The 19340-nt window shown below is 69.0% G+C and carries 15 protein-coding genes; 3 read left to right on the top strand and 12 right to left on the bottom strand.

From position 1 onward, the window contains the following. Nucleotides 1-47: 47 nt before the first annotated feature. Nucleotides 48-440: an acyl-CoA thioesterase gene (locus EJ105_RS03715; protein WP_250165349.1), complete on the bottom strand. Its 393-nt coding sequence runs from the start codon at nucleotides 438-440 to the stop codon at nucleotides 48-50. A 310-nt stretch (nucleotides 441-750) separates the two neighbouring features. On the opposite strand from EJ105_RS03715, the gene EJ105_RS03720 reads away from it, so the two are divergent. Continuing rightward, the gene (locus EJ105_RS03720) at nucleotides 751-1872 is read left to right on the top strand and encodes a linear amide C-N hydrolase (RefSeq protein WP_250165350.1); all 1122 of its coding nucleotides are present in this window, start codon (nucleotides 751-753) and stop codon (nucleotides 1870-1872) included. 50 nt (nucleotides 1873-1922) lie between these two features. On the opposite strand, the gene EJ105_RS03725 is transcribed toward EJ105_RS03720, so the two are convergent. The 9 genes from EJ105_RS03725 to tesB form a co-directional block, all read right to left on the bottom strand. Next, nucleotides 1923-2804: a hypothetical protein gene (locus EJ105_RS03725; protein ID WP_250165351.1), complete on the bottom strand. Its 882-nt coding sequence runs from the start codon at nucleotides 2802-2804 to the stop codon at nucleotides 1923-1925. Nucleotides 2805-3044: 240 nt separating this feature from the next. Continuing rightward, nucleotides 3045-4337, bottom strand: a complete 1293-nt coding sequence (locus EJ105_RS03730; protein ID WP_250165352.1) for a M16 family metallopeptidase — start codon at nucleotides 4335-4337, stop codon at nucleotides 3045-3047. Between the two features lie 113 nt (nucleotides 4338-4450). Beyond that, entirely contained in the window at nucleotides 4451-5860 is a 1410-nt protein-coding gene (locus tag EJ105_RS03735) for a M16 family metallopeptidase (RefSeq protein WP_051460529.1), read from the bottom strand. Between the two features lie 127 nt (nucleotides 5861-5987). Continuing rightward, a complete protein-coding gene (locus tag EJ105_RS03740; RefSeq protein ID WP_250165353.1) occupies nucleotides 5988-6722 on the bottom strand; it encodes a hypothetical protein in 735 nt (244 codons plus the stop codon). Between the two features lie 52 nt (nucleotides 6723-6774). Beyond that, on the bottom strand, nucleotides 6775-7305 hold the full coding sequence (gene lspA, locus EJ105_RS03745) for a signal peptidase II (protein ID WP_250165354.1): 531 nt from the start codon (nucleotides 7303-7305) through the stop codon (nucleotides 6775-6777). Nucleotides 7306-7410: 105 nt separating this feature from the next. Next, a complete protein-coding gene (ileS, locus tag EJ105_RS03750) occupies nucleotides 7411-10428 on the bottom strand; it encodes an isoleucine--tRNA ligase (RefSeq protein WP_250165355.1) in 3018 nt (1005 codons plus the stop codon). A 330-nt stretch (nucleotides 10429-10758) separates the two neighbouring features. Then, nucleotides 10759-12255, bottom strand: a complete 1497-nt coding sequence (locus EJ105_RS03755; protein WP_024276770.1) for an ammonium transporter — start codon at nucleotides 12253-12255, stop codon at nucleotides 10759-10761. A gap of 29 nt (nucleotides 12256-12284) precedes the next feature. Further along, nucleotides 12285-12623, bottom strand: coding sequence for a P-II family nitrogen regulator (locus tag EJ105_RS03760; protein ID WP_024276769.1), 339 nt, complete (start codon nucleotides 12621-12623; stop codon nucleotides 12285-12287). Between the two features lie 329 nt (nucleotides 12624-12952). After that, entirely contained in the window at nucleotides 12953-13828 is an 876-nt protein-coding gene (gene tesB, locus EJ105_RS03765) for an acyl-CoA thioesterase II (protein ID WP_250165356.1), read from the bottom strand. A gap of 206 nt (nucleotides 13829-14034) precedes the next feature. On the opposite strand from tesB, the gene EJ105_RS03770 reads away from it, so the two are divergent. Both EJ105_RS03770 and EJ105_RS03775 read left to right on the top strand, forming a co-directional pair. Further along, nucleotides 14035-15336, top strand: coding sequence for a ubiquinone biosynthesis hydroxylase (locus EJ105_RS03770; protein ID WP_250165357.1), 1302 nt, complete (start codon nucleotides 14035-14037; stop codon nucleotides 15334-15336). 54 nt (nucleotides 15337-15390) lie between these two features. Further along, nucleotides 15391-17268: an ABC-F family ATP-binding cassette domain-containing protein gene (locus EJ105_RS03775; protein ID WP_250165358.1), complete on the top strand. Its 1878-nt coding sequence runs from the start codon at nucleotides 15391-15393 to the stop codon at nucleotides 17266-17268. On the opposite strand, the gene EJ105_RS03780 is transcribed toward EJ105_RS03775, so the two are convergent. Both EJ105_RS03780 and EJ105_RS03785 read right to left on the bottom strand, forming a co-directional pair. After that, on the bottom strand, nucleotides 17237-18181 hold the full coding sequence (locus EJ105_RS03780) for a LysR substrate-binding domain-containing protein (protein WP_250165359.1): 945 nt from the start codon (nucleotides 18179-18181) through the stop codon (nucleotides 17237-17239). The genes EJ105_RS03775 and EJ105_RS03780 overlap by 32 nt on opposite strands. Nucleotides 18182-18262: 81 nt before the next feature. Further along, nucleotides 18263-19336: a YeiH family protein gene (locus EJ105_RS03785; protein WP_250165360.1), complete on the bottom strand. Its 1074-nt coding sequence runs from the start codon at nucleotides 19334-19336 to the stop codon at nucleotides 18263-18265. Nucleotides 19337-19340: the final 4 nt, after the last annotated feature.

Here is a 19340-nt window from a genome sequence, read left to right on the forward strand (position 1 = left end):
CGCTCAGGCGCCGCGCGGGCTGTGTGTGCCCTTCTTGGGCCGCCCCGCTACTCCGCCGGGATGGCCCGCGGCCGGCCCTCGCCGTCGATGGCGACGAAGGTGAAGACGGCCTCCGTCACCTTCGTCGACTGCTCGCTCTCGCGCGCCCGGCGCCACGCCTCAACCTCGATGCGCAGCGAGCTGCGTCCCACCCGCGCGATGTTGGCGAACAGGCTCACCTCGTCGCCCACCGCAACGGGCGACAGGAAGCTCATGGCCTCCACCGCCACCGTCGCCGCGCGGCCCCGCGAGCGGCGCGCCGCCACGTTTCCGGCGGCAAGGTCCATCTGCGACATCAGCCAGCCGCCGAAGATATCCCCGCTCGGATTGGTATCGGCCGGCATGGCGATGGTCCGGATGACCGGAATGCCATCCGGCATCTGCGACTCCTTGTCGTGCATCCCTTCTCCCCGCACGCCTGAGGCGTGCTCTGCGCAACGTTCCGCCGAAGCTGATAGCAAAATTTCGCCGCAGCGCCGCCAAATTTGATCCATCTCAGAGAATCGGGACCGGGGGTGTGGTTTCTAACGCTTGTCCATGTCTTTTCGGGGCAGACAGGGCATGGATGACCGGCTCCGCCTTGCTGTGTGGGCGGAGCCGGTATCTCTTTCAGCCGAACCTTTTCAGAAGGCCGGCACATGATTCCGCCGGAACGAGGCTAACCTCGTTACCGGCGGTTTTCATTTTGGGCCGGTCGCATCGGAGGCCGCCATGGTCCAGACCCGTCCCGAAAGCCGCATCTCCCGCATCCGCCGCCGCGCCCTCGCCGCCACAGTGCTGGCCGGGGCGCTCGCCTCCGCGCTCGCACCCGTGGCGCAGGCCTGCACCCGCGCGGTCTATCTGGGCTCCGATGGCGTCGTCATCACCGGCCGGTCCATGGACTGGATGGAGGACATGCGCACCAACCTGTGGGCCTTCCCGGCCGGCATGGCGCGCGACGGAGCGGCAGGAGCCAACACGCCGAAATGGGTGTCGAAATACGGCAGCGTCATCGCCTCGGGCTATGATGTGGGCTCGGCCGACGGCATGAACGAGAAGGGCCTCGTCGCCAACCTGCTGTACCTCGCCGAATCCGAATATGCGAAGCCCAACGGCAAGCCGGCCCTCTCCATCAGCGTGTGGGCGCAATACGTGCTCGACAATTTCGCCACCGTCGCCGAGGCGGTCACGGCGCTCTCCGCCGAGCCGTTCGTGGTGGTCACGGCGAACCTGCCCAACGGCTCCGGTGCCCAGCTCCACCTCGCCATCTCCGATCCCTCCGGCGACAGCGCCATCTTCGAGTATCTCGGCGGCAAGCTGGTGGTGCATCACGGCCGGCAGTATCAGGTAATGACCAACTCACCCAGCTACGACCAGCAGCTGGCGCTCAACGCCTATTGGCAGGACATCGGCGGCACGGTGTTCCTGCCCGGCACCAACCGCGCGGCGGATCGCTTCGCCCGCGCCAGCTTCTTCATCAAGGCCATCCCCGCCAAGGCGGCGCCGGAGATCCTGTCCGCCGTTCCGGACCAGACCTACGCCAACCAGGCGGTGGCGAGCGTCGCCAGCGTGATGCGCTCGGTGAGCGTGCCCCTCGGTCTCTCCACGCCGGGCGAGCCGAACATCGCCTCCACCCTGTGGCGGACGGTGAGCGACCAGAAGGACAAGGTCTATTTCTTCGATTCCGCCACCAGCCCGAACACCTTCTGGGTGCCCATCGCCGACCTCGACCTGAAGGTGGGCGCGCCGGTGAAGAAGCTCGATCTCACCGGCGGCAAGGTCTATGGCGGCAACGCCGCCGCGCGGTTCGTGCCGGCACAGCCCTTCACCTTCCTGCCCGTCAAGCTGGACTGAGCCGCTCGCGGAGCGAGCCTGCGCGTCTTGTGCTCGGCTTGGCTCGGTCCCTACTGGGGCGGCGGCGAGAAGGTGCTGGTGGAGGGCGGCGGGGCGAAACCGCCGCTCGACGGGGGCGGCGCGAAGCCGCCGCTGCTGCTGCCGCTCGACGGGGGTGGCCCGAACACGTCCTTCGAGCCCGAAGAAGACGAGCTTGCAGGCGGCGCACTCGCGGCGGCGGGCGCCGGGGCGGGCTGCGCGGCGGCGGCCGGCGGCTTCGGCTTCGGCCGCGAGGCGGACGGCTTGGGCCGCTCGCGCACTTCCGGCGTGCCCTGCGGGTCGAAGCCCACATAGATGATGTAACGCTCCATCTCGTTCGGCTTCAGCAGCGGGAACGCGATCTGGTCCTCCACCACGGTGAAGGGCGCGTGGCCCGGATCGGCCGGCACGTCGACGGCAATGGCGAAGAACTTGGTGGTGACGGTCTTGGGCGAGGGACCCTCGTTCACCACGGCAATGCGAACGGGCACTTTCACCTGACCGGGGCTGCCCTTTTCGCCCATGAGGACGCGACCTTCGATGCCCACCTTCACCATCATCATGCCGTTGGCGATGGTGCATTCGCGGGCGAGGCGGCCGATGGTGGCCTGATAGCGCAGCCCGCCGCCGGTCGTGACCTGCCAGCTGCCAGCGCCGGTGCGCACGGTGAGCATCGGGCAGTCATAGGACAGCTGATCCGGACCGGCGCCGACGACGAGCGAGCCGGAGTTGGCACTGTTGACCACACCGGCAGAGGTGCCGCCCGCCACCGGCGTTGCAATGGCGGTGCCGCCGGCGACGCCCGTATCCTGCGCGCCGAAGGAGCCATCGAGGCCTTCACCACCGGCGCAACCGGCGAGGACCGCCGCCATCAGGCCCGGCAGCACAAGCCGCGCGAGGGAAAGCCGGGGCAACGCGAAACCGCGGCGCGCCGTCGGAGACGACAGGGGTGCGCACACGCGTGAAGCTGCCATCGCGGGCCCGTCGGTGGCCCGGATCTGCGCGACCGTCCGTGTTGCACCCGCCATATCTTCAACTCCATGGGCGCCCTGGATCGCGCGCTTATAGCAAAGGGAAGCCGGCATGAGGACTCCCCGCCCGCCCCTGCGGGTCCCCGGCGCCGGCTCCGTGAAAGTAAGGTTACCGCAGGCCGATCAGCCTCCGAGGCCCACGGGCTTGCCCACCACCACCGTCAGCGCATCCTTCGCCGTGGCGAGACGGCCGGCGACACGCTTGAGATCGTCGAGGGTGACGGCGGCGATCAGGGCGTTGCGACGGTCGATATAGTCGATGCCGAGATCGTCGAGCTGGATCTGCAACAGCTGGCCGGCGACCTTGGACGAGGTATCGAAGCGCAGGGCATAGCTGCCCATCAGATAGCTCTTTGCCTCCTCCAGCTCCTTGGCGGTCGGCCCGTCCTTCAGGATCTGGCCGAACTCATGGGTGATGAGGGAGATGGATTCCGCCGCCCGCTCGTTCTTGGTCGCCGTGCCGGCGAACCAGAGGCCGACGTGGGAGAGCGCCACCTGATAGGAATAGACCGAATAGGCCAGCCCCCGCGCCTCGCGCACTTCCTTGAACAGGCGCGAGGAAAAGGCGCTGCCGCCGAGGATGTGGTTGAGCACATAGGCCGGGATGAAGTCCGGATCGCGCCGCTCCAGGCCGCCGGTGCCCATAACCACCACCGACTGCGAGACGTCGAGGGGGATGACCTCCACGGTGCCGATCTTCTGCGGCGTCACATTGGCGACGGGGGTCAGCGTCGCCTGGGCCGGGAGCTTGCCGAACACCTCGTCGAGCCGCTTGCCCAGTTCCTCGGCGCTGATGTCGCCCACCACGGCGACACGCAGGTTGGAACGGGCGAAGGTCTTGCCGATGAAGCCGGCGATGTCCTCGCGGGTCAGCTTGGCGACGCTGTCCAGCGTGCCGTCCACCGGCCGGCCATAGGGATGGCCGGGGAAGGCAAGCGCGAACCAGCGGTCGTTGGCGATGGCGTTGGGCTCGGTGGAGCGGCGGCGCAGCATGGCGAGCTGGGAGGCGCGGATGCGCTCCACCGCCTCGCTGTCGAAGCGCGGCTCGTTCACGGCGAGGCGCAGCAGCTCGAAGGCCTTGTCACGGTTTTCCGAGAGGGTGCGCAGGGAACCGCGCATCTCGTCGCGGCCGGCGTCGAAATGCAGCTCCACCGCATGATCGGCCAGCGCCCGCTGGAAGGCGTCGGAATCCATCGCGCCGGCGCCCTCGTCCAGCAGGGAGGACGCAAGGTTGGCGAGGCCGGCATGCTCGGGGCCGTCCTGAGCCGCGCCGCCGAGGAAGGCGAACTCGAAGGCAATGAGCGGGAGCGTGGTGTCGTGGACCAGCCAGGCCTTGATGCCGCCGGGGCTCGTCACCTCGGTGATGCGGCTCGACTGGGACTGCGCCGTATCGGCGGCGAGAAGGGAAAGGGCCATCGTAACCATCGCAAGAAAGAGCCGGGCGGCAGGGCGAAGGCCCGCGCCCGAGAAAAAGGCGCGCCGGCCCGAACGGGCCGGCGATCGGAACACGAAAGCCGTGACGGTCGCCGTCACGAGCGATTGTCCTTCTTGCCGTCCGCCTTGCCGGCGTCGCCAGCCTTGGGCTCGGTCTGCTTGAGGTAGCCGGTCACGGCCCGGTCGGTGACGAGGTAACGGCGGGCCACGTCGCGCACCTGATCGGCGGTCACGGCCTTGAGCCGCTCGGGCCATTCGCGCACGTCCTTGGCGGAAAGGCCGGTGGCCCAGGAGGCGCCATAGATGCGGGCGAGCGTCGCCTGATTGTCCTGCGCATAGATGGTGTCGGCGATGAGCCGGGTCTTGGCGCGGGCCAGCTCCAGATCGTCCACGCCCTTCTCCTGCAGCTCGGCCACCACCGCATCAACGGCAGCTTCCAGCGTCTCAAGGCTCACGCCCGGACGCGGGGACGCATAAGCGACGAAGCGGGTCGCGTCGTAGGCGGTTCCTTGATACCAGGAGCCGGCACCGGCCGCGAGGCCCTTCTCCGCCACCAGGGTGCGGTACATGCGGCTGGTCTGGCCACCGCCGAGGATGTGCGAGAGCACTTCGAGCGCTTCCGCATCGCCCGGCGCAGCGGTCCGGGCCGAGGGCACGAGATAGGAGCGCTGCAGGCTCGGCTGGGCGACGCGCGGGTCGGCCAGCGACACCCGCCGGTGGGCGCGCGGCTCGGGCTCCTGCGGGCGGTTGCGCGGCGGGGTGTCAGCCTGGGCGACCTTGCCGTAGGTCTTTTCCGCCAGCGCCTTCACCTCAGCCGGGTCCACGTCGCCGGCCACCACGAGCAGGGCGTTGTTGGGGGCGTAGAAGCGGCGGTAGAAGGCCAGGGCATCCTCGCGGTTGAGGCCCTTGATCTCGTGCTCCCAGCCGATGATCGGGTGCTGGTAGGGATGGTTGACGTAGGTCGTGGCCTGCAAAACCTCGGAGAGGCGCGCGCCGGGATCATTGTCCGTGCGCATGCGGCGCTCTTCCAGCACCACGTCGCGCTCGGGCAGCACCACCTCGTCGGAGAGCTTGAGGCCGCGCATGCGGTCGGCCTCGAAACCCATCACGGTTTCCAGGTGCTCTTTCGCCACGCGCTGGAAATAGGCGGTGTAATCCTGCGAGGTGAAGGCATTTTCCTGGCCGCCGAGGCGCGCCACCTCGGCCGAGAACTGGCCCTGAGGGTGCGCATCGGTGCCCTTGAACATCAGGTGCTCGAGGAAATGGGCGATGCCGGACTTGCCCGGCTGCTCGTCGGCCGATCCCACCTTGTACCACACCATGTGGGTGACCACCGGGGTCCGGTGATCGGGGATGACCATGACCTGAAGGCCGTTGGCGAGCTTGAATTCGGTGACTTCGGGGCCCGCCGCATCAGCAAGGCGGGGAGAAAATGCGGCCGCTCCAGCGGCGAGAATGGCAACCATGGCGAGACGGCTCATCTGCACGTGACGATCTTTCGGCATTCGACGCGCCCGAAGACGCGTCCGTCAAGGAAAGATAGGGTGCCCGCCGCCGCAGAAAAGGACGGGCGACTGCGGTTTCCGTCCGTGCCCACCCTCGGTCCGCCCTTGCGCCGGAGCGCAGACGCCGTCACTGGCGATCGAACAGGGTCGGCAGCTTCCAGGGTTCCTTCTTCTCCTCCACCACGCCATAGGGAGCATTGGGGGCGGGCGTCTGGTAGCCGGTGGGCGGCTGGATCAGGTTCTCGCGGGTGGGCTCGCCGTTGAAGGTGAGCTGCTCCTGCTTGCCGGTCAGGCCGCCGAGCCCGGGAAAGCCGGAGGAGCCGAGCTGGCTGGGCAGCAGCACGTCGCGCTGGGAGCCCGCGCCGACCGGCTCGGTCGGCGAGGAGCTGTTGCCCACCGCCCGCTTCTTGCCGCGGTTGAGCTCGGACGGCATGAGCGGCCGGCCCGGATCGTCGCGCACGATCGGCGCCTTCGCCGCCTGCGCCGCGGCGGCGCGGCGCTGGAGGTCGTAATCCTTGGGCCAGTTGGGATTGGCCTCGGCAGCGCTCTTCTGCGGCGGGGGAAGGGCATCGGGCACGCGCGGCGGCACCACGAGGGGGGCGCGCTCGCGGTAGTCGATTTCCGGCTTCTCGTCCTCCTCCTTCAGCCCAAGAATCTGCATGGCGCTTTCGAAGATATTGGTGCTGCCGTCGAGGTTCTGCGCGGCGGCCGGGGCGGGCGCGGCGAGCGTCAGGGCAAAGGCGGTGAGCAGCGCGCCGCCCCCGAAGCGCAGCGGGATGAGGCGAAGTGCGGGGGACAGAACGGTGCCGGCCGCGCGCGGCGCGGCATCAGCGCTATGCGGGAAAAGGGAAATCTCTCGCATGGGTCTCACGTCCTCGATGCCATCCTCTGATGCGTTCTCAAAGCGTGCGCGCTCACGGCTCGCGCTCAGCTTCGGACCGGGGCGCCATTGGCGCGGCCGAGGGCGGCGATTTTGAGGCGCCGCCGAGAAATGCATCGTAAAGAAGCAGGCCCACGCCGACAACAACCGCCACATCGGCGAGGTTGAACACGTACCAGCGGTATCCGAAGGCGTGCAGCGACACGAAATCGAACACCGCCCCATAGACCACCCGGTCAACCGCATTGCCGATGGCGCCGCCGATGAGCAGGCCCAGCGCGAACGCCTCGAACCGGCTGCGGGCGCGGGCTAGCCACACGGCGAACAGGATGGCCGCCGCCACCTTGATGGCCACCAGTACCCAGCGCCCGGTCTCGCCCTGCGGAAACAGGCCGTAGCTGATGCCGTAATTCCACAGCGCGGCGAAGTCGACAAAGGGCGCGACGGGCTTGATCTGCCCGTCCCAGGACGCCGACCAGGCGAGCACGAGGCCCTTGGAGGCCTGATCCGCCACCAGCACAGCGAGAGCGACGAGAAGACCGAAGACGATGGGACGGCGCTGCAAGGGGCCTCTCTCAGGAACGGCCGCTCTGGCCGATGGCCGGACGCGATCCGCCGTTCATAGACGAGGCCGCCCGCCCCGGCAACGCGAGGGCGGGCGGGGTTCGGTTCACTCCGCCGCAGCGTGGGCGGCGTAGAACTCCCGCAGCGCGGCGGCATCGCGCGGCGTGACGTCGGGGAATTCCGGGTCGGTGCCCACCGCGGGCGAGACCTTCCACGAGCGGGCGCACTTGGTGCCTTCCGCACGGGCCGGCACCACGGCGACGCCGGGCACGTCCGCCAGCCGGAAGGCATCGGCCGGTCCCTCGCCGCGGATCAGCTTCGCGTCCGAGGTGATGGCGATCTCGGCGAGGTCGAGGCCGGAGAGGGCCTCGGCCAGCGCGTCGTCGGTCACATAGACCTCGGGCGCAGCCTCCAGCGAGGAGCCCATGCGCTTGGCGGCGCGCTCCACCTCCAGTGCGCCCAGCACCACGCGGCGGATGAGGCGCACCTTGCGCCACTGCTCCGCCAGCGCCTCGTCGCGCCACGCGGCGGGCGTCTCCGGGAAAGCGAGGAGATGCACCGAGCCCTCCTCATCCCCCGTACGGGCGATGTAGGCCTCCTCGCAGGTGAAGGCGAGGATGGGCGCGAGCCAGGTGATGAGGCGGTTGAACACCTCGTCCAGCACGGTGAGGCAGGCGCGCCGCGTCGGCGAGGAGATGGGATCGCAATAGAGCGCATCCTTGCGGATGTCGAAATAGAAGGCCGACAGCTCGATGTTCATGAACTGGGTGAGCGCCGCGTGCACCTTCTTGTAGTCGAAGGCGCGGTAGGCGGCGCGGATCTCCCCGTCCAGCTCCGCGAGGCGGTTAAGGATGAAGCGTTCCAGCGACGGCATGTCGGCCACCGCCACCTTCTCCTCCGGCCGGTAATGGTGCAGTGAGCCGAGCAGCCAGCGGATGGTGTTGCGCAGCTTGCGGTAGGTGTCGGCCGTGGTCTTGAGAATTTCCGGGCCGATGCGCAGGTCGTCCGCATAGTCCGAGGCGCACACCCACAGGCGCAGGATATCGGCGCCGGACTGCTTGATGACGTCCTGCGGCGAGGTGACGTTGCCCAGCGACTTGGACATCTTGCGGCCGTCCTCGTCGAGGACGAAGCCGTGGGTCAGCACCACGTCATAGGGCGGGCGGCCGCGGGTGCCGCAGCTCTCCAGCAGCGAGGAATGGAACCAGCCGCGGTGCTGGTCCGAGCCCTCCAGATACATCACCTTGTCGCGCCCCGCGGGCGGACGTTCCGCCTTGAGGTCGGGGCGGACTTCCAGCGTGAAGGTGTGGGTGGAGCCGGAATCGAACCACACGTCGAGGACGTCATCCACCTTCTGCCAGCCCTCGGCGGCACGTTCGGCGAGGAAGCGGGCGCTGGCCCCCTCCTTGAACCAGGCGTCGGCGCCCTCGGCGGAGAAGGCTTCGGCGATGCGGGAATTGACGGCGGCGTCCTTGAGGATCTCGACTTCGCCGTCGCCCTTGTCCTTCACGAACACGGCGATGGGCACGCCCCAGGCGCGCTGGCGCGAGACCACCCAGTCCGGCCGGTTCTCAATCATGCCGGTGATGCGGTTCTCGCCCGCCGCCGGCACCCATTCCACCGTCTTGATCCCGGCCAGCGCGCGGGCGCGCAGGGTGTCGGGCTCATTGCCGGCAAGCGTCGCCGGGCGCGGCGCCGCCTTGCCGTCCGCCGCGCGGATGTCCTGGTCCATGGCGATGAACCATTGCGGCGTGTTGCGGAAGATCACCGGCTTCTTGGAGCGCCAGGAGTGCGGATACTGATGCTTCACCCGGCCGCGCGCGAGCAGGTTGCCGGCCTTGATGAGCGCATCGATGACGGCGCCGTTGGCGTCGCCCTTCTCGCCCTTCTCGGTGATGACGCGCTTGCCCTCGAACCCGGGGGCCTGGGACGTGTAGAAGCTGTCCTCGTCCACCGTGTAGGGGATGGCCGGATTGATGCCGCGCTCCTCCAGCCAGCGGCGATGGTTCACCCACGCCTCGAAGTCCTCGCGGCCATGGCCGGGGGCGGTGTGGACGAAGCCCGTGCCGGCGTCGTCGGTGACATGCTCGGCTTCCAGCAGCGGCACCTTGAAGGTGTAGCCGCCGAGCCCGAGGTCCGCGAGTGGATGGGCGAGGATGAGGCTGCCCACCACATCGGCGGGAACATCGCCGCGCCGCTCAAAGGCGGTGACGCGGGCGGCCTTGAACACGTCGTCGGCCAGCTTGTCGGCAAGGATCAGGCGATCGCCGGCCTTGGCCCAGTTGTCGGCCGGGGCGTCCGTGACCTCATAGACGCCATAGGCGATCTTCGGCGCGTAGGTGACGGCCCGGTTGCCCGGCATGGTCCAGGGGGTGGTGGTCCAGATGACGACGGTCGCGCCCTTGAGGTCGCCCTCCGACACCACCGGGAACTTCACCCACACGGTATCGCTCGTGAAATCCTGGTACTCCACCTCCGCCTCGGCCAGCGCGGTCTTCTCCACCACCGACCACATCACCGGCTTGGAGCCGCGATAGAGCAGGCCGTTCTCGGCGAACTTCATGATCTCGCGGGCGATCTGCGCCTCGGCCATGAACGCCATGGTGGTATAGGGATGATCCCAGTCGCCCTCGACGCCGAGGCGCTTGAACTCCTCGCGCTGCTTGCCCACCCATTCCTCGGCATAGGCGCGGCATTCCTGGCGGAAGGCGACCATGGCGGCGGCGTCGGAGAAGTCGGGCTTCTGCTTGCCCTTCTTGCGGTAGTTCTCTTCCTCGATCTTCCACTCGATGGGCAGGCCGTGGCAGTCCCAGCCGGGCACGTAGTTCGAGTCATAGCCCAGCATCTGCTGGGAGCGCGTCACCACGTCCTTGAGGATCTTGTTGAGCGCGTGACCGATGTGGATGTTGCCGTTGGCATAGGGCGGGCCGTCATGCAGCACGAAGCGGTCGCGACCGCGCCCGGCCTCGCGCAGGCGGCCGTAGAGATCGATGCGCGCCCAGCGGGCCAGCAGCTCCGGCTCCTTCTGGGGCAGGCCGCCGCGCATGGGGAAGGCGGTTTCCGGCAGGAACAGGGTCTTGGAATAGTCGGGGGCGGACGGCTTGCTCTCGGACTTCTCGGTCATGGAACGCTCGGGGGATGAAGGCAGGGTCGGGGCGGAAAAATCCCGGCAGCCCCCGCGCGCTCAGCCGCGCCGGCGGGGGGCCGGGCCGATAATTCGCGCCACGAGGGGGCGGCTGCGGCGAGGCAGAACCCCGCGATAATGAGAAAATCCGCTCATGGTGCGGCTTCTATCAGGCGCGGAGGGCCGGGAAAAGCCCGCAGATCGGCGCAGCGCCAGCGCCCTCCGGTTGCGGCGGGCAAAGAAAAACCCCGGCACCAACGGTGCCGGGGCTCTTCTTGGTTCCCCTCTTTTAAAAAACCACGGGGCGGCGACGAGGCCACCCCGCCAGGATCAGGAGTGGTACGCGCGCTCGCCGTGCTCGTTGATGTCGAGACCCTCGCGCTCCACGTCCGTGGAGGGACGCAGGCCGACGATGACCGAGATCACGAACAGGATGACGGCGGTGCCGACGCCCGACCACACCACGGTCACGCCGACAGCCTTGAGCTGGGCGATGACCTGGGCGGTCATGTCGTAGGCCGCGACCGCACCGGTGGTGTAGTCGTAGATGCCCGTGCCGCCGAGCGAGGGGCTCACCAGGATGCCCGTGGCGATGGCGCCGACGATGCCGCCGATCCCGTGCACGCCGAACACGTCGAGGGCGTCGTCATAGCCCAGGGCGTTCTTCACGGCGGTGCAGAAGATGAAGCAGATCGGCGACACGACGAGGCCGAGGACCAGCGAGCCCATGATGCCGGCGAAGCCCGACGGCGGGGTCACGGCGACGAGGCCGGCGACGATGCCCGAGGCGAGGCCGAGCATGGAGGGCTTACCCTTCACCAGCCATTCCACGAACATCCAGGACATGCCGGCCGCGCAGGTGGCGATGAAGGTGTTCATCATCGCGAGGGCGGTGGTGGCATTGGCCTCGAGGTTGGAGCCGGCGTTGAAGCCGAACCAGCCGACCCACAGCAGGGAGGCGCCGACCATGGTGAGCGTCAGCGAGTGGGGCGAGAGCGCCTCCTTGCCGAAGCCCAGACGCTTGCCGACCATGATGCAGGCCACGAGGCCGGCGATACCGGCATTGATGTGCACCACGGTGCCGCCCGCGAAGTCGATGGCGCCGAGCTGGAAGATGTAGCCCGAGTCCGCGTTCACGGCATCGAGCGCGGCCTGCGCGGCAGCCTTGGCGGTGCCGTCAGTGGCAGCGGCGAGGGCCTTGGCAGCGGCGTCGATCGCATCCGGGCCGGCCCAGTACCAGACCATGTGGGCGATGGGGAAGTACACGAAGGTGACCCACAGCGGCACGAACAGCACCACGGCGGAGAACTTCATGCGCTCGGCGAAGGCGCCGAAGATGAGGGCCGGGGTGATCATGGCGAAGGTCATCTGGAAGGCGATGTACACCCACTCCGGAATGGCCACGCCCACCGAGAAGGTGGCGGCGAGGGATTCGCCGGTGACGCCGGAGAGGAACGCCTTGGAGAAGCCGCCGACAAAGGGAGAGCCGCCGGTGAAGGCGAGCGAGTAGCCGTAGAGCACCCAGATGAGGCCGACGATGCACACGCTGTAGGCGACCTGCATCAGCACGGAGAGCATGTTCTTGGCGCGCACGAGGCCGCCGTAGAACAGGAACAGGCCGGGCACCGACATCATCAGCACCAGCAGCGCGGACGTGAGCATCCAGGCGACGTCGCCCTTGTTCACGGTGGGGGCGGCGACTGCGGCGGGAACGGCGGTTGCGGCATCAGTCGCAGGCGGCGCCGTCTGGGCCAGTACCGGCGCGGCTACCGCCAGCGCCAGAAGAAGCGCGGGAACCCCCACGCGGGACCACGTCTTGGACGTCATGGATGAATGCTCCGTGAAAGAGATGAGGCTCAAAGGGCGTCGGCGTCGGTCTCGCCGGTGCGGATGCGCACGGCGTGCTCGATCGGGATGACGAAGATCTTGCCGTCGCCGATCTGGCCGGTCTTGGCAGACGCGGTGATCGCCTCCACCACCTTGGAGACCTGGTCGGCGGACACAGCGACCTCGATCTTCAGCTTCGGCAGGAAGCTCACGGCATATTCGGCGCCGCGGTAGATCTCGGTGTGGCCCTTCTGACGCCCGTAGCCCTTGACCTCGGTCACGGTGAGACCGTGCACACCGATACCGGTGAGGGCGTCGCGCACCTCCTCCAGCTTGAATGGCTTGATGATGGCCATGACGATCTTCATGGATCGGTCCCTGTCCCCTGATGCCGCTGCGCTTCCCGATGAAGCCCGAGCGGTGTTTTTCGCGGCGGCTTCGCCGAGCGGGTCGGGGAGATCCGCGCCGCGGCTGGCAAGCCTGCGGACAGAGGAATCAAGTACCGTGCCAAGAGAGGAGGACTGCGGCGGATGCCGGGAGTCCCGTGCATATTTTTCCGCCACGGCGCGCTTTGCAGGGGCTCCGCCGCCTGCTCGCCGCTTTTTGTGCCTATTTTTTAATCTCAACGCCCACGAGAGCGACACATCTCGTTCGCACTTGCGTGATGACGCATTGCAGCGCGCAATCCGGGGCCTGCCTACGGGCGCGGCGTGACCGGCCGCATGAGGCCTTCCTGTGCCGCAGAAGCGACCAGAATCCCGTCACGGGTGAACAGCTCGCCGCGGCAGAATCCCCGCCCGGCCGAGGCGGCGGGGCTCTCCTGGGTGTAGAGCAGCCAATCGTCGGCGCGGAACGGGCGGTGAAACCACAGCGCGTGGTCGAGGCTCGCCACCTGCACGTCCTTGTCGAACACGGACTTGCCGTGGGGCAGAAGCGCCGCCTGCAGCAACGACAGGTCGGATGCATAGGCGAGCACCGCCTGATGAATGGGCAGATCGTCCGGCAGCGGGCCGCGGGCGCGGATCCAGATGCTCGGCCGCGCCCCCGGCGACCCGAGATAGGCCATGTCCAGGCTGGTGGGCTTCACCTCCAGCGGCCGGTGCGCCATCCAGTCGCGGCCGGAGGCGCCGGGGAAGCGCGCCAGCAGGCGCTCGCGCCACACGTCGTCGCCGGGCAGATCCTCGGGCTGGGGCACGTCCGGCATCTGGCTCTGATGGGTGAAGCCCTCCTCCTGCTTCTGGAACGACACCGACATGCTGAAGATGGCTTCGCCATGCTGGATCGCCACCACCCGGCGGGTGGTGAAGGAGCGGCCGTCGCGGATGCGGTCCACGTCGTAGATGATCGGAACGGTGGGGTCGCCGCCGAGCAGGAAATAGCCGTGCAGGGAGTGGGTGACGCGCGCCTCCTCCACCGTGCGGCGGGCGGCGACGAGGGCCTGGGCGATCACCTGGCCACCGAACACCCGCCCCCCGGTGGGCGATACGCTGCGACCCCGGAACAGGTTGATCTCGAGCGGTTCGAGGTCAAGGATGCCGAGGAGCTTCTCCACGTCGGGATTCTGGGCGGTCATTCAGGGGCTCGCCGATGGCTGCGCACCCTGCGGGCGGCAGCATCAAAGAAGGTGGAACGGGATGCGGGTCGCACGGTTCAGTCGAGGGCAGGACGCCACGCCCACGCCTCGACCGTCAACCCCAAAACGTCAGCCGTCTCCCCTATAGGCGAGCCATTCGCCCCCCGGCAGCGTAGAACGACGAACGATCATCAGGAGTGAAGGTCATGGGCTCCCCGAACGCACCGCTTCCGGAGACCGGCTGGTCCGCAAACCCGGCCGCGGCCGATCGCGCGCCGGAACGGGCACAGGCGGAGCGGGCCGATGTCGCCATCGTCGGCGGGGGCCTCGCGGGCCTGAGCCTCGCCCTCGCCTTGCGCCAGGGCCTCGGCCCGGATGCGGACATCGCCCTTTACGACCCGACCCTTTCCCGCGCCGGTCTCGATGACGGGCGCTGTTCCGCCATCGCCGCCTGCGCGCGGCGCATGCTCACCAGCCTCGGTGTGTGGCACGAGATCGCCGCCAGGGCCGAGCCCATGCGCACCATGGTCGTGACAGACAGCCGCACCAAGGACGTGGCGCGCCCCACCTTCCTCACCTTCGACGGCGATGTGGAGCCGGGCGAACCCTTCGCCTTCATGGTGCCGAACCTCGATTTGCAGCAGGCGCTGGTGGCAGCCGCCCGTTCCGCCGGCATCGACCTGCGCGAAGAGGCGGTGACGTCCTTCCGCAGCGAGGGCGGCGGGGTCGAGCTGGCCTCCGCCTCGGGCGTGCCGCTGCGCGCCGGCCTGCTGGTGGCGTGCGATGGCGCGCGTTCGCGCATTCGGGAGATGGCTGGCATCTCCACGGTGTCCTGGGGCTATGGCCAGAGCGGCATCACCTTCGTGGTGGAGCACGAGCGCCCGCATGAAGGCCGCGCCGAGGAGCATTTCCTGCCCGCTGGCCCGTTCGCCATCCTGCCCTTGCCGGGCAACCGCTGCTCGGTGGTGTGGACCGAGCGCACCGCCGATGCGGACCGTCTCCTCGCCCTGCCCTCCGCCATCTTCCAGGAGGAGCTGGAGCAGCGCTTCGGCCATCGCCTGGGCTGGGTGAAGCCGGTGACGAAGCCCCGCGCCTATCCCCTCGGCTTCGCCATGGCCCGCGCCTTCATCGGCGACCGCCTCGCGCTGGTGGGCGATGCCGCCCACGTCATCCACCCCATCGCCGGGCAGGGCCTCAACATGGGCCTGCGCGACGTGGCGGCCCTCGCCGAGGTGGTGACGGACGCCGCGCGCGTCGGCCTCGACTTCGCCTCGCCCACCACGCTGGAGCGCTACCAGCGCTGGCGGCGGTTCGACACTTTGGCCATGGGCGTCGCGACGGATGGTCTCAACCGCCTGTTCTCCAACCATTCCGACGCGCTGCGTGCCATTCGCGACGTGGGCCTCGGGCTGGTGGACCGCCTGCCCCGCCTCAAGGGCCTGTTCATCAAGGATGCCGCCGGCCTCACCGGCGAGGTGCCCAAGCTGCTGCGCGGCGAGACGCTCTGAGGCGGGACGCTTCCCCATCTTGCCCTGCCCGGCCCCGCCTGCGAAAAGCCCGGCATGATCGTTCTCGACGATATTTCCCTGCGCCTCGCCGGGCGCCTGCTCATCGACCACGCCTCCGTCGCCCTCCCCGAGAATGCGCGCGTGGGCGTGGTCGGCCGCAACGGCTCGGGCAAGACCACCCTGTTCAAGGCGCTCATTGGCGAGCTGGAGCTGGAATCCGGCGCCGTCCGCCTGCCCAACCGCACCCGCATCGGCCGCGTGGCGCAGGAGGCGCCGGCCGGGCCGGACAGCCTGATCGAGCGCGTGCTGGCCGCCGATACGGAGCGCGCGGCGCTGCTCCAGGAGCGCGAGACCACGCAGGACCCCAACCGCATGGGCGAGATCGAGATGCGGCTCCTCGACATCGGCGCCCATGCGGCGCCGGCGCGGGCGGCCACCATCCTCGCCGGCCTCGGCTTCGACGAGAGCGCGCAGCAGCGGCCCTGCTCGGAATTCTCCGGCGGCTGGCGCATGCGCGTGGCCCTCGCCGCCTTGCTCTTCACCGAGCCGGACCTGCTGCTGCTGGACGAGCCCACCAACTATCTCGACCTTGAAGGCACCCTGTGGCTCCAGGACTACCTCGCGCACTATCCGCGCACGGTGATCCTGATCTCGCATGATCGCGACCTGCTGGACGAGAGCGTCGACCACATCCTGCATCTCACCGGGCAGAAGCTGACCCTCTACAAGGGCGGCTTCTCCTCCTTCGACCGGCAGCGGCGCGAGCGGCTGCTTTTGGATCAGAAGGCGCGCAAGAAGCAGGAGATGCAGCGCGCCCACATGGAATCCTTCGTCGCCCGTTTCCGCGCCAAGGCCACCAAGGCGAAGCAGGCCCAGTCGCGCCTCAAGGCCCTCGCCCGCATGGAGCCCCTGGCCGCGCAGGTGAGCGAGGAGGCGGCGGCCATCTCCATCCGCCATCCGGAAAAGCTGCTCTCCCCGCCCATCGTGGTGCTCGAGAAGGTGGCGGTGGGCTATGTGCCGGGCCAGCCGATCCTGCAGAATCTCAATCTGCGCATCGACGAGGACGACCGCATCGCCCTCCTCGGCCCCAACGGCAACGGCAAGTCCACCTTCGCCAAGCTCCTCGCCGACCGCCTGAAGGAGGAAAGCGGGCGGGTGGTGCGGGCCGACAAGCTGGAAGTCGCCTATCTCGCGCAGCACCAGATCGACGAACTGATCCCCGGCGACAGCCCCGCCCAGCACGTGCGGCGCCTCATGCCCGACGCGCCCGAGGCGCGGGTGCGGGCGCGCGCGGCGGAGATGGGCTTTTCCGGCGGCTCGGCCGACACCAAGGTGTCGTCCCTCTCGGGCGGAGAGAAGGCGCGCCTGCTGCTGGGGCTCGCCACCTTCCACGGGCCGCATCTGCTCATCCTCGACGAGCCCACCAACCACCTCGACATCGAGGCGCGCGCGGCCCTCATCGAGGCCATCAACGACTTCCCCGGCGCCGTCATCCTCGTCTCCCACGACCGGCATCTGCTGGAGGCCTGCGCCGAACGGCTGTGGCGGGTCTCGGGTGGCACGGTGAAGGCCTATGACGGCGATCTCGACCAGTACAAGAGCGAAGTCCTCTCCCGCTCCGACGGCGACCGCATGACCGACAAGGGGCGCAAGGACCGCTCCGAGACCAAGGCGGAAGCCACCCCTGCCCCGCGCCGCATCGCCACCGGCCCGCTCAAGAAGCGCATCCGCGAGCTGGAAGGGGCCGTGGAAAAGCTGACGAAGCAGATCGAGGGGCTGGACACGAAACTCTCCGACGCCGGCTTCCACGCCGCCAAGCCCCTGGACGCCGCCCGCTTCGCCAAGGAGCGGGCCGAGGCGGCCGAGAAGCTGGCGCAGGCGGAAGAGGAATGGCTGGAGGTCAGCGCCGAGCTCGAGGCCGCGGGCGGCTGACGGGCGCGGCCGGGGCGATCCCCGGCGCCGCCTCCGGCTCGCGCACCAGCGCCAGCAGGGCCTGCGCCGCCCGGGAATTGTAGCGGTCGGCGTGGCGCAAGGCGTAGAAGCGGCGGGCCGGCAGGGTCAGAGGCAATTGCTTCAGCGTACCCATGGCGAGGCCCGAGGCGGTGACGAGATCGGAAATCACCGTCGCCCCCGCCCCCGCGGCGACCGCGCTCACCACCGCCTCGTTGGACGGCAGCTCCAGCACCACTTTCAGCTGGGACGGATCGACACCGGAGGCGCGCAGGGCATCCTCGAACACCTGCCGCGTGCCCGAGCCCGGCTCGCGCAGCACGAAGGGCATGTCGAGGAGATCGGCCGGGGTCAGCGCCTTGAGCTCGGCGCGCGGATCGTGCGCCGCCACCACCAGCACCAGCCGGTCGCCGGGCACCGCGACCCGCGCCAGCAGCGCTTCCTCCACCTCGCCTTCCACGAAACCCACATCCGCCTCGCCCGCCCGCACGGCGGCGGCGACCTGCGCGGTGTTGCCGATCACCACTTCCAGCGCGATGTCGGGATAGAGCTCGTGAAAGCGGTTGAGCAGCGGGCCGAGCCAGTAATTGGCGATGGTCTGGCTGGCATGGATGGAGAGCCGGCCGCGCCTGAGGCCGGACAGATCGGCCAGGATCGTCTCCGCCGCGCCAGCACGGGCCAGCACGGCCTCGGCTTCGGGAACGAAGACGCGGCCGGCCTCGGTCAGCTCGATGCGGCGTCCGACGCGATGGAACAGGGCGACCCCGCAGGAGGCCTCGAGGGCGGCGACGGAAGCGCTGACCGCCGACTGGGTCATGTTCAGCGTTTCGGCCGCGCGGGTCATGTGGAGCGCGCGGGCGACGGCGACGAAGACCTTCAGTTGCTCCAGCGTCATCCCGCCCGATCACCTCGCCCCGCTCAAACGCCGCGCGGGCTTGGAAAAAGGCCCGGGAGGCAAGCTCTCGGGCCTTTGCTATCACATGAAGGTCTTGATGAGGATAAAGCTCAGCGCCGAGATGAAGAGCCAGGCGGCGGCACCGAGCAGGAGGGGCTTGATGCCCTTCAGCCGCAGCTTGCGCATGTCGGTCTCCAGCCCCATGGCGCCCAGCGCGACGGCGAGGAGGAAGGTGGTGGTGGTGGCCACCGGCATCTTCACCTCGGGCGGCACGTAACCGCTGGATGCGACCATCACCATGGCGATGAAGCCGAACACGAACCACGGCATGGGCGGGCTGGCATGGCCGGCCGACTTGTCGCCGCGCGCCCGCATCACCGCCGCCGCGCCGAGGCCGATGACGAGGGGCGCCAGCAGCATCACCCGCGAGAGCTTCGCCACGGTGCCGAACTCGCCGGCCTGCTGACCGCCCTGGAAGGCCGCCGCCACCACCTGCGCCACCTCATGGATGGAGGCGCCGGTCCACAGGCCGAAGGCATGGGGGTCGAAGCCGGTGAAAGGCATCAGCGCCGGCATCAGCAGCATAGAGAGCGAGCCGAAGATGGTGACGCAGGCCACCGCATAGGCCACGTCCTCGTCCGAGCCGCGCGTCACCGTGTTGGTGGCGATCACCGCCGAGGCGCCGCAGATGGCGGTGCCGGCGGCGATCAGCTCCGAGAGCTGCCGGTCCACGCCCATGGCGCGGCCGATCCAGCGGGTGACGAAGAAGGTGGCGAACAAGGTGAAGGCGACGATGGAGAAGCCCACCACGCCCACCGAGCGCACCTGCTCGAAGGTGAGTTGCAGGCCCAGCAGCACGATGGCGAAGCGCAGGATGCGCCGGAGCGCGAACTTCACGCCGGGCTTGATGATGGCCGCCGTGCCGAAGATGTTGTGCAGCGCCATGCCGATGACGATGGCGAGGATGAGCGGGCTGACGAGCCCCATGCCCGGCACCTGGCGGATGGCATAGGCCGCCGCAGCGATCACCACCGTATAGGCGAGGCCCGGCAGGATGCCGCCGAAGGCCGTCACGAGCGGGCCGCCAGCGGCGGACGCGGTCACCGCGGGTGCGGGGGGAATGAGAGCGGGATCGGTCAGGTGCTTGTCGGTCATGGCA

This window comes from Xanthobacter aminoxidans (assembly GCF_023571765.1).
Classification (GTDB): Bacteria; Pseudomonadota; Alphaproteobacteria; order Rhizobiales; family Xanthobacteraceae; genus Xanthobacter; species Xanthobacter aminoxidans.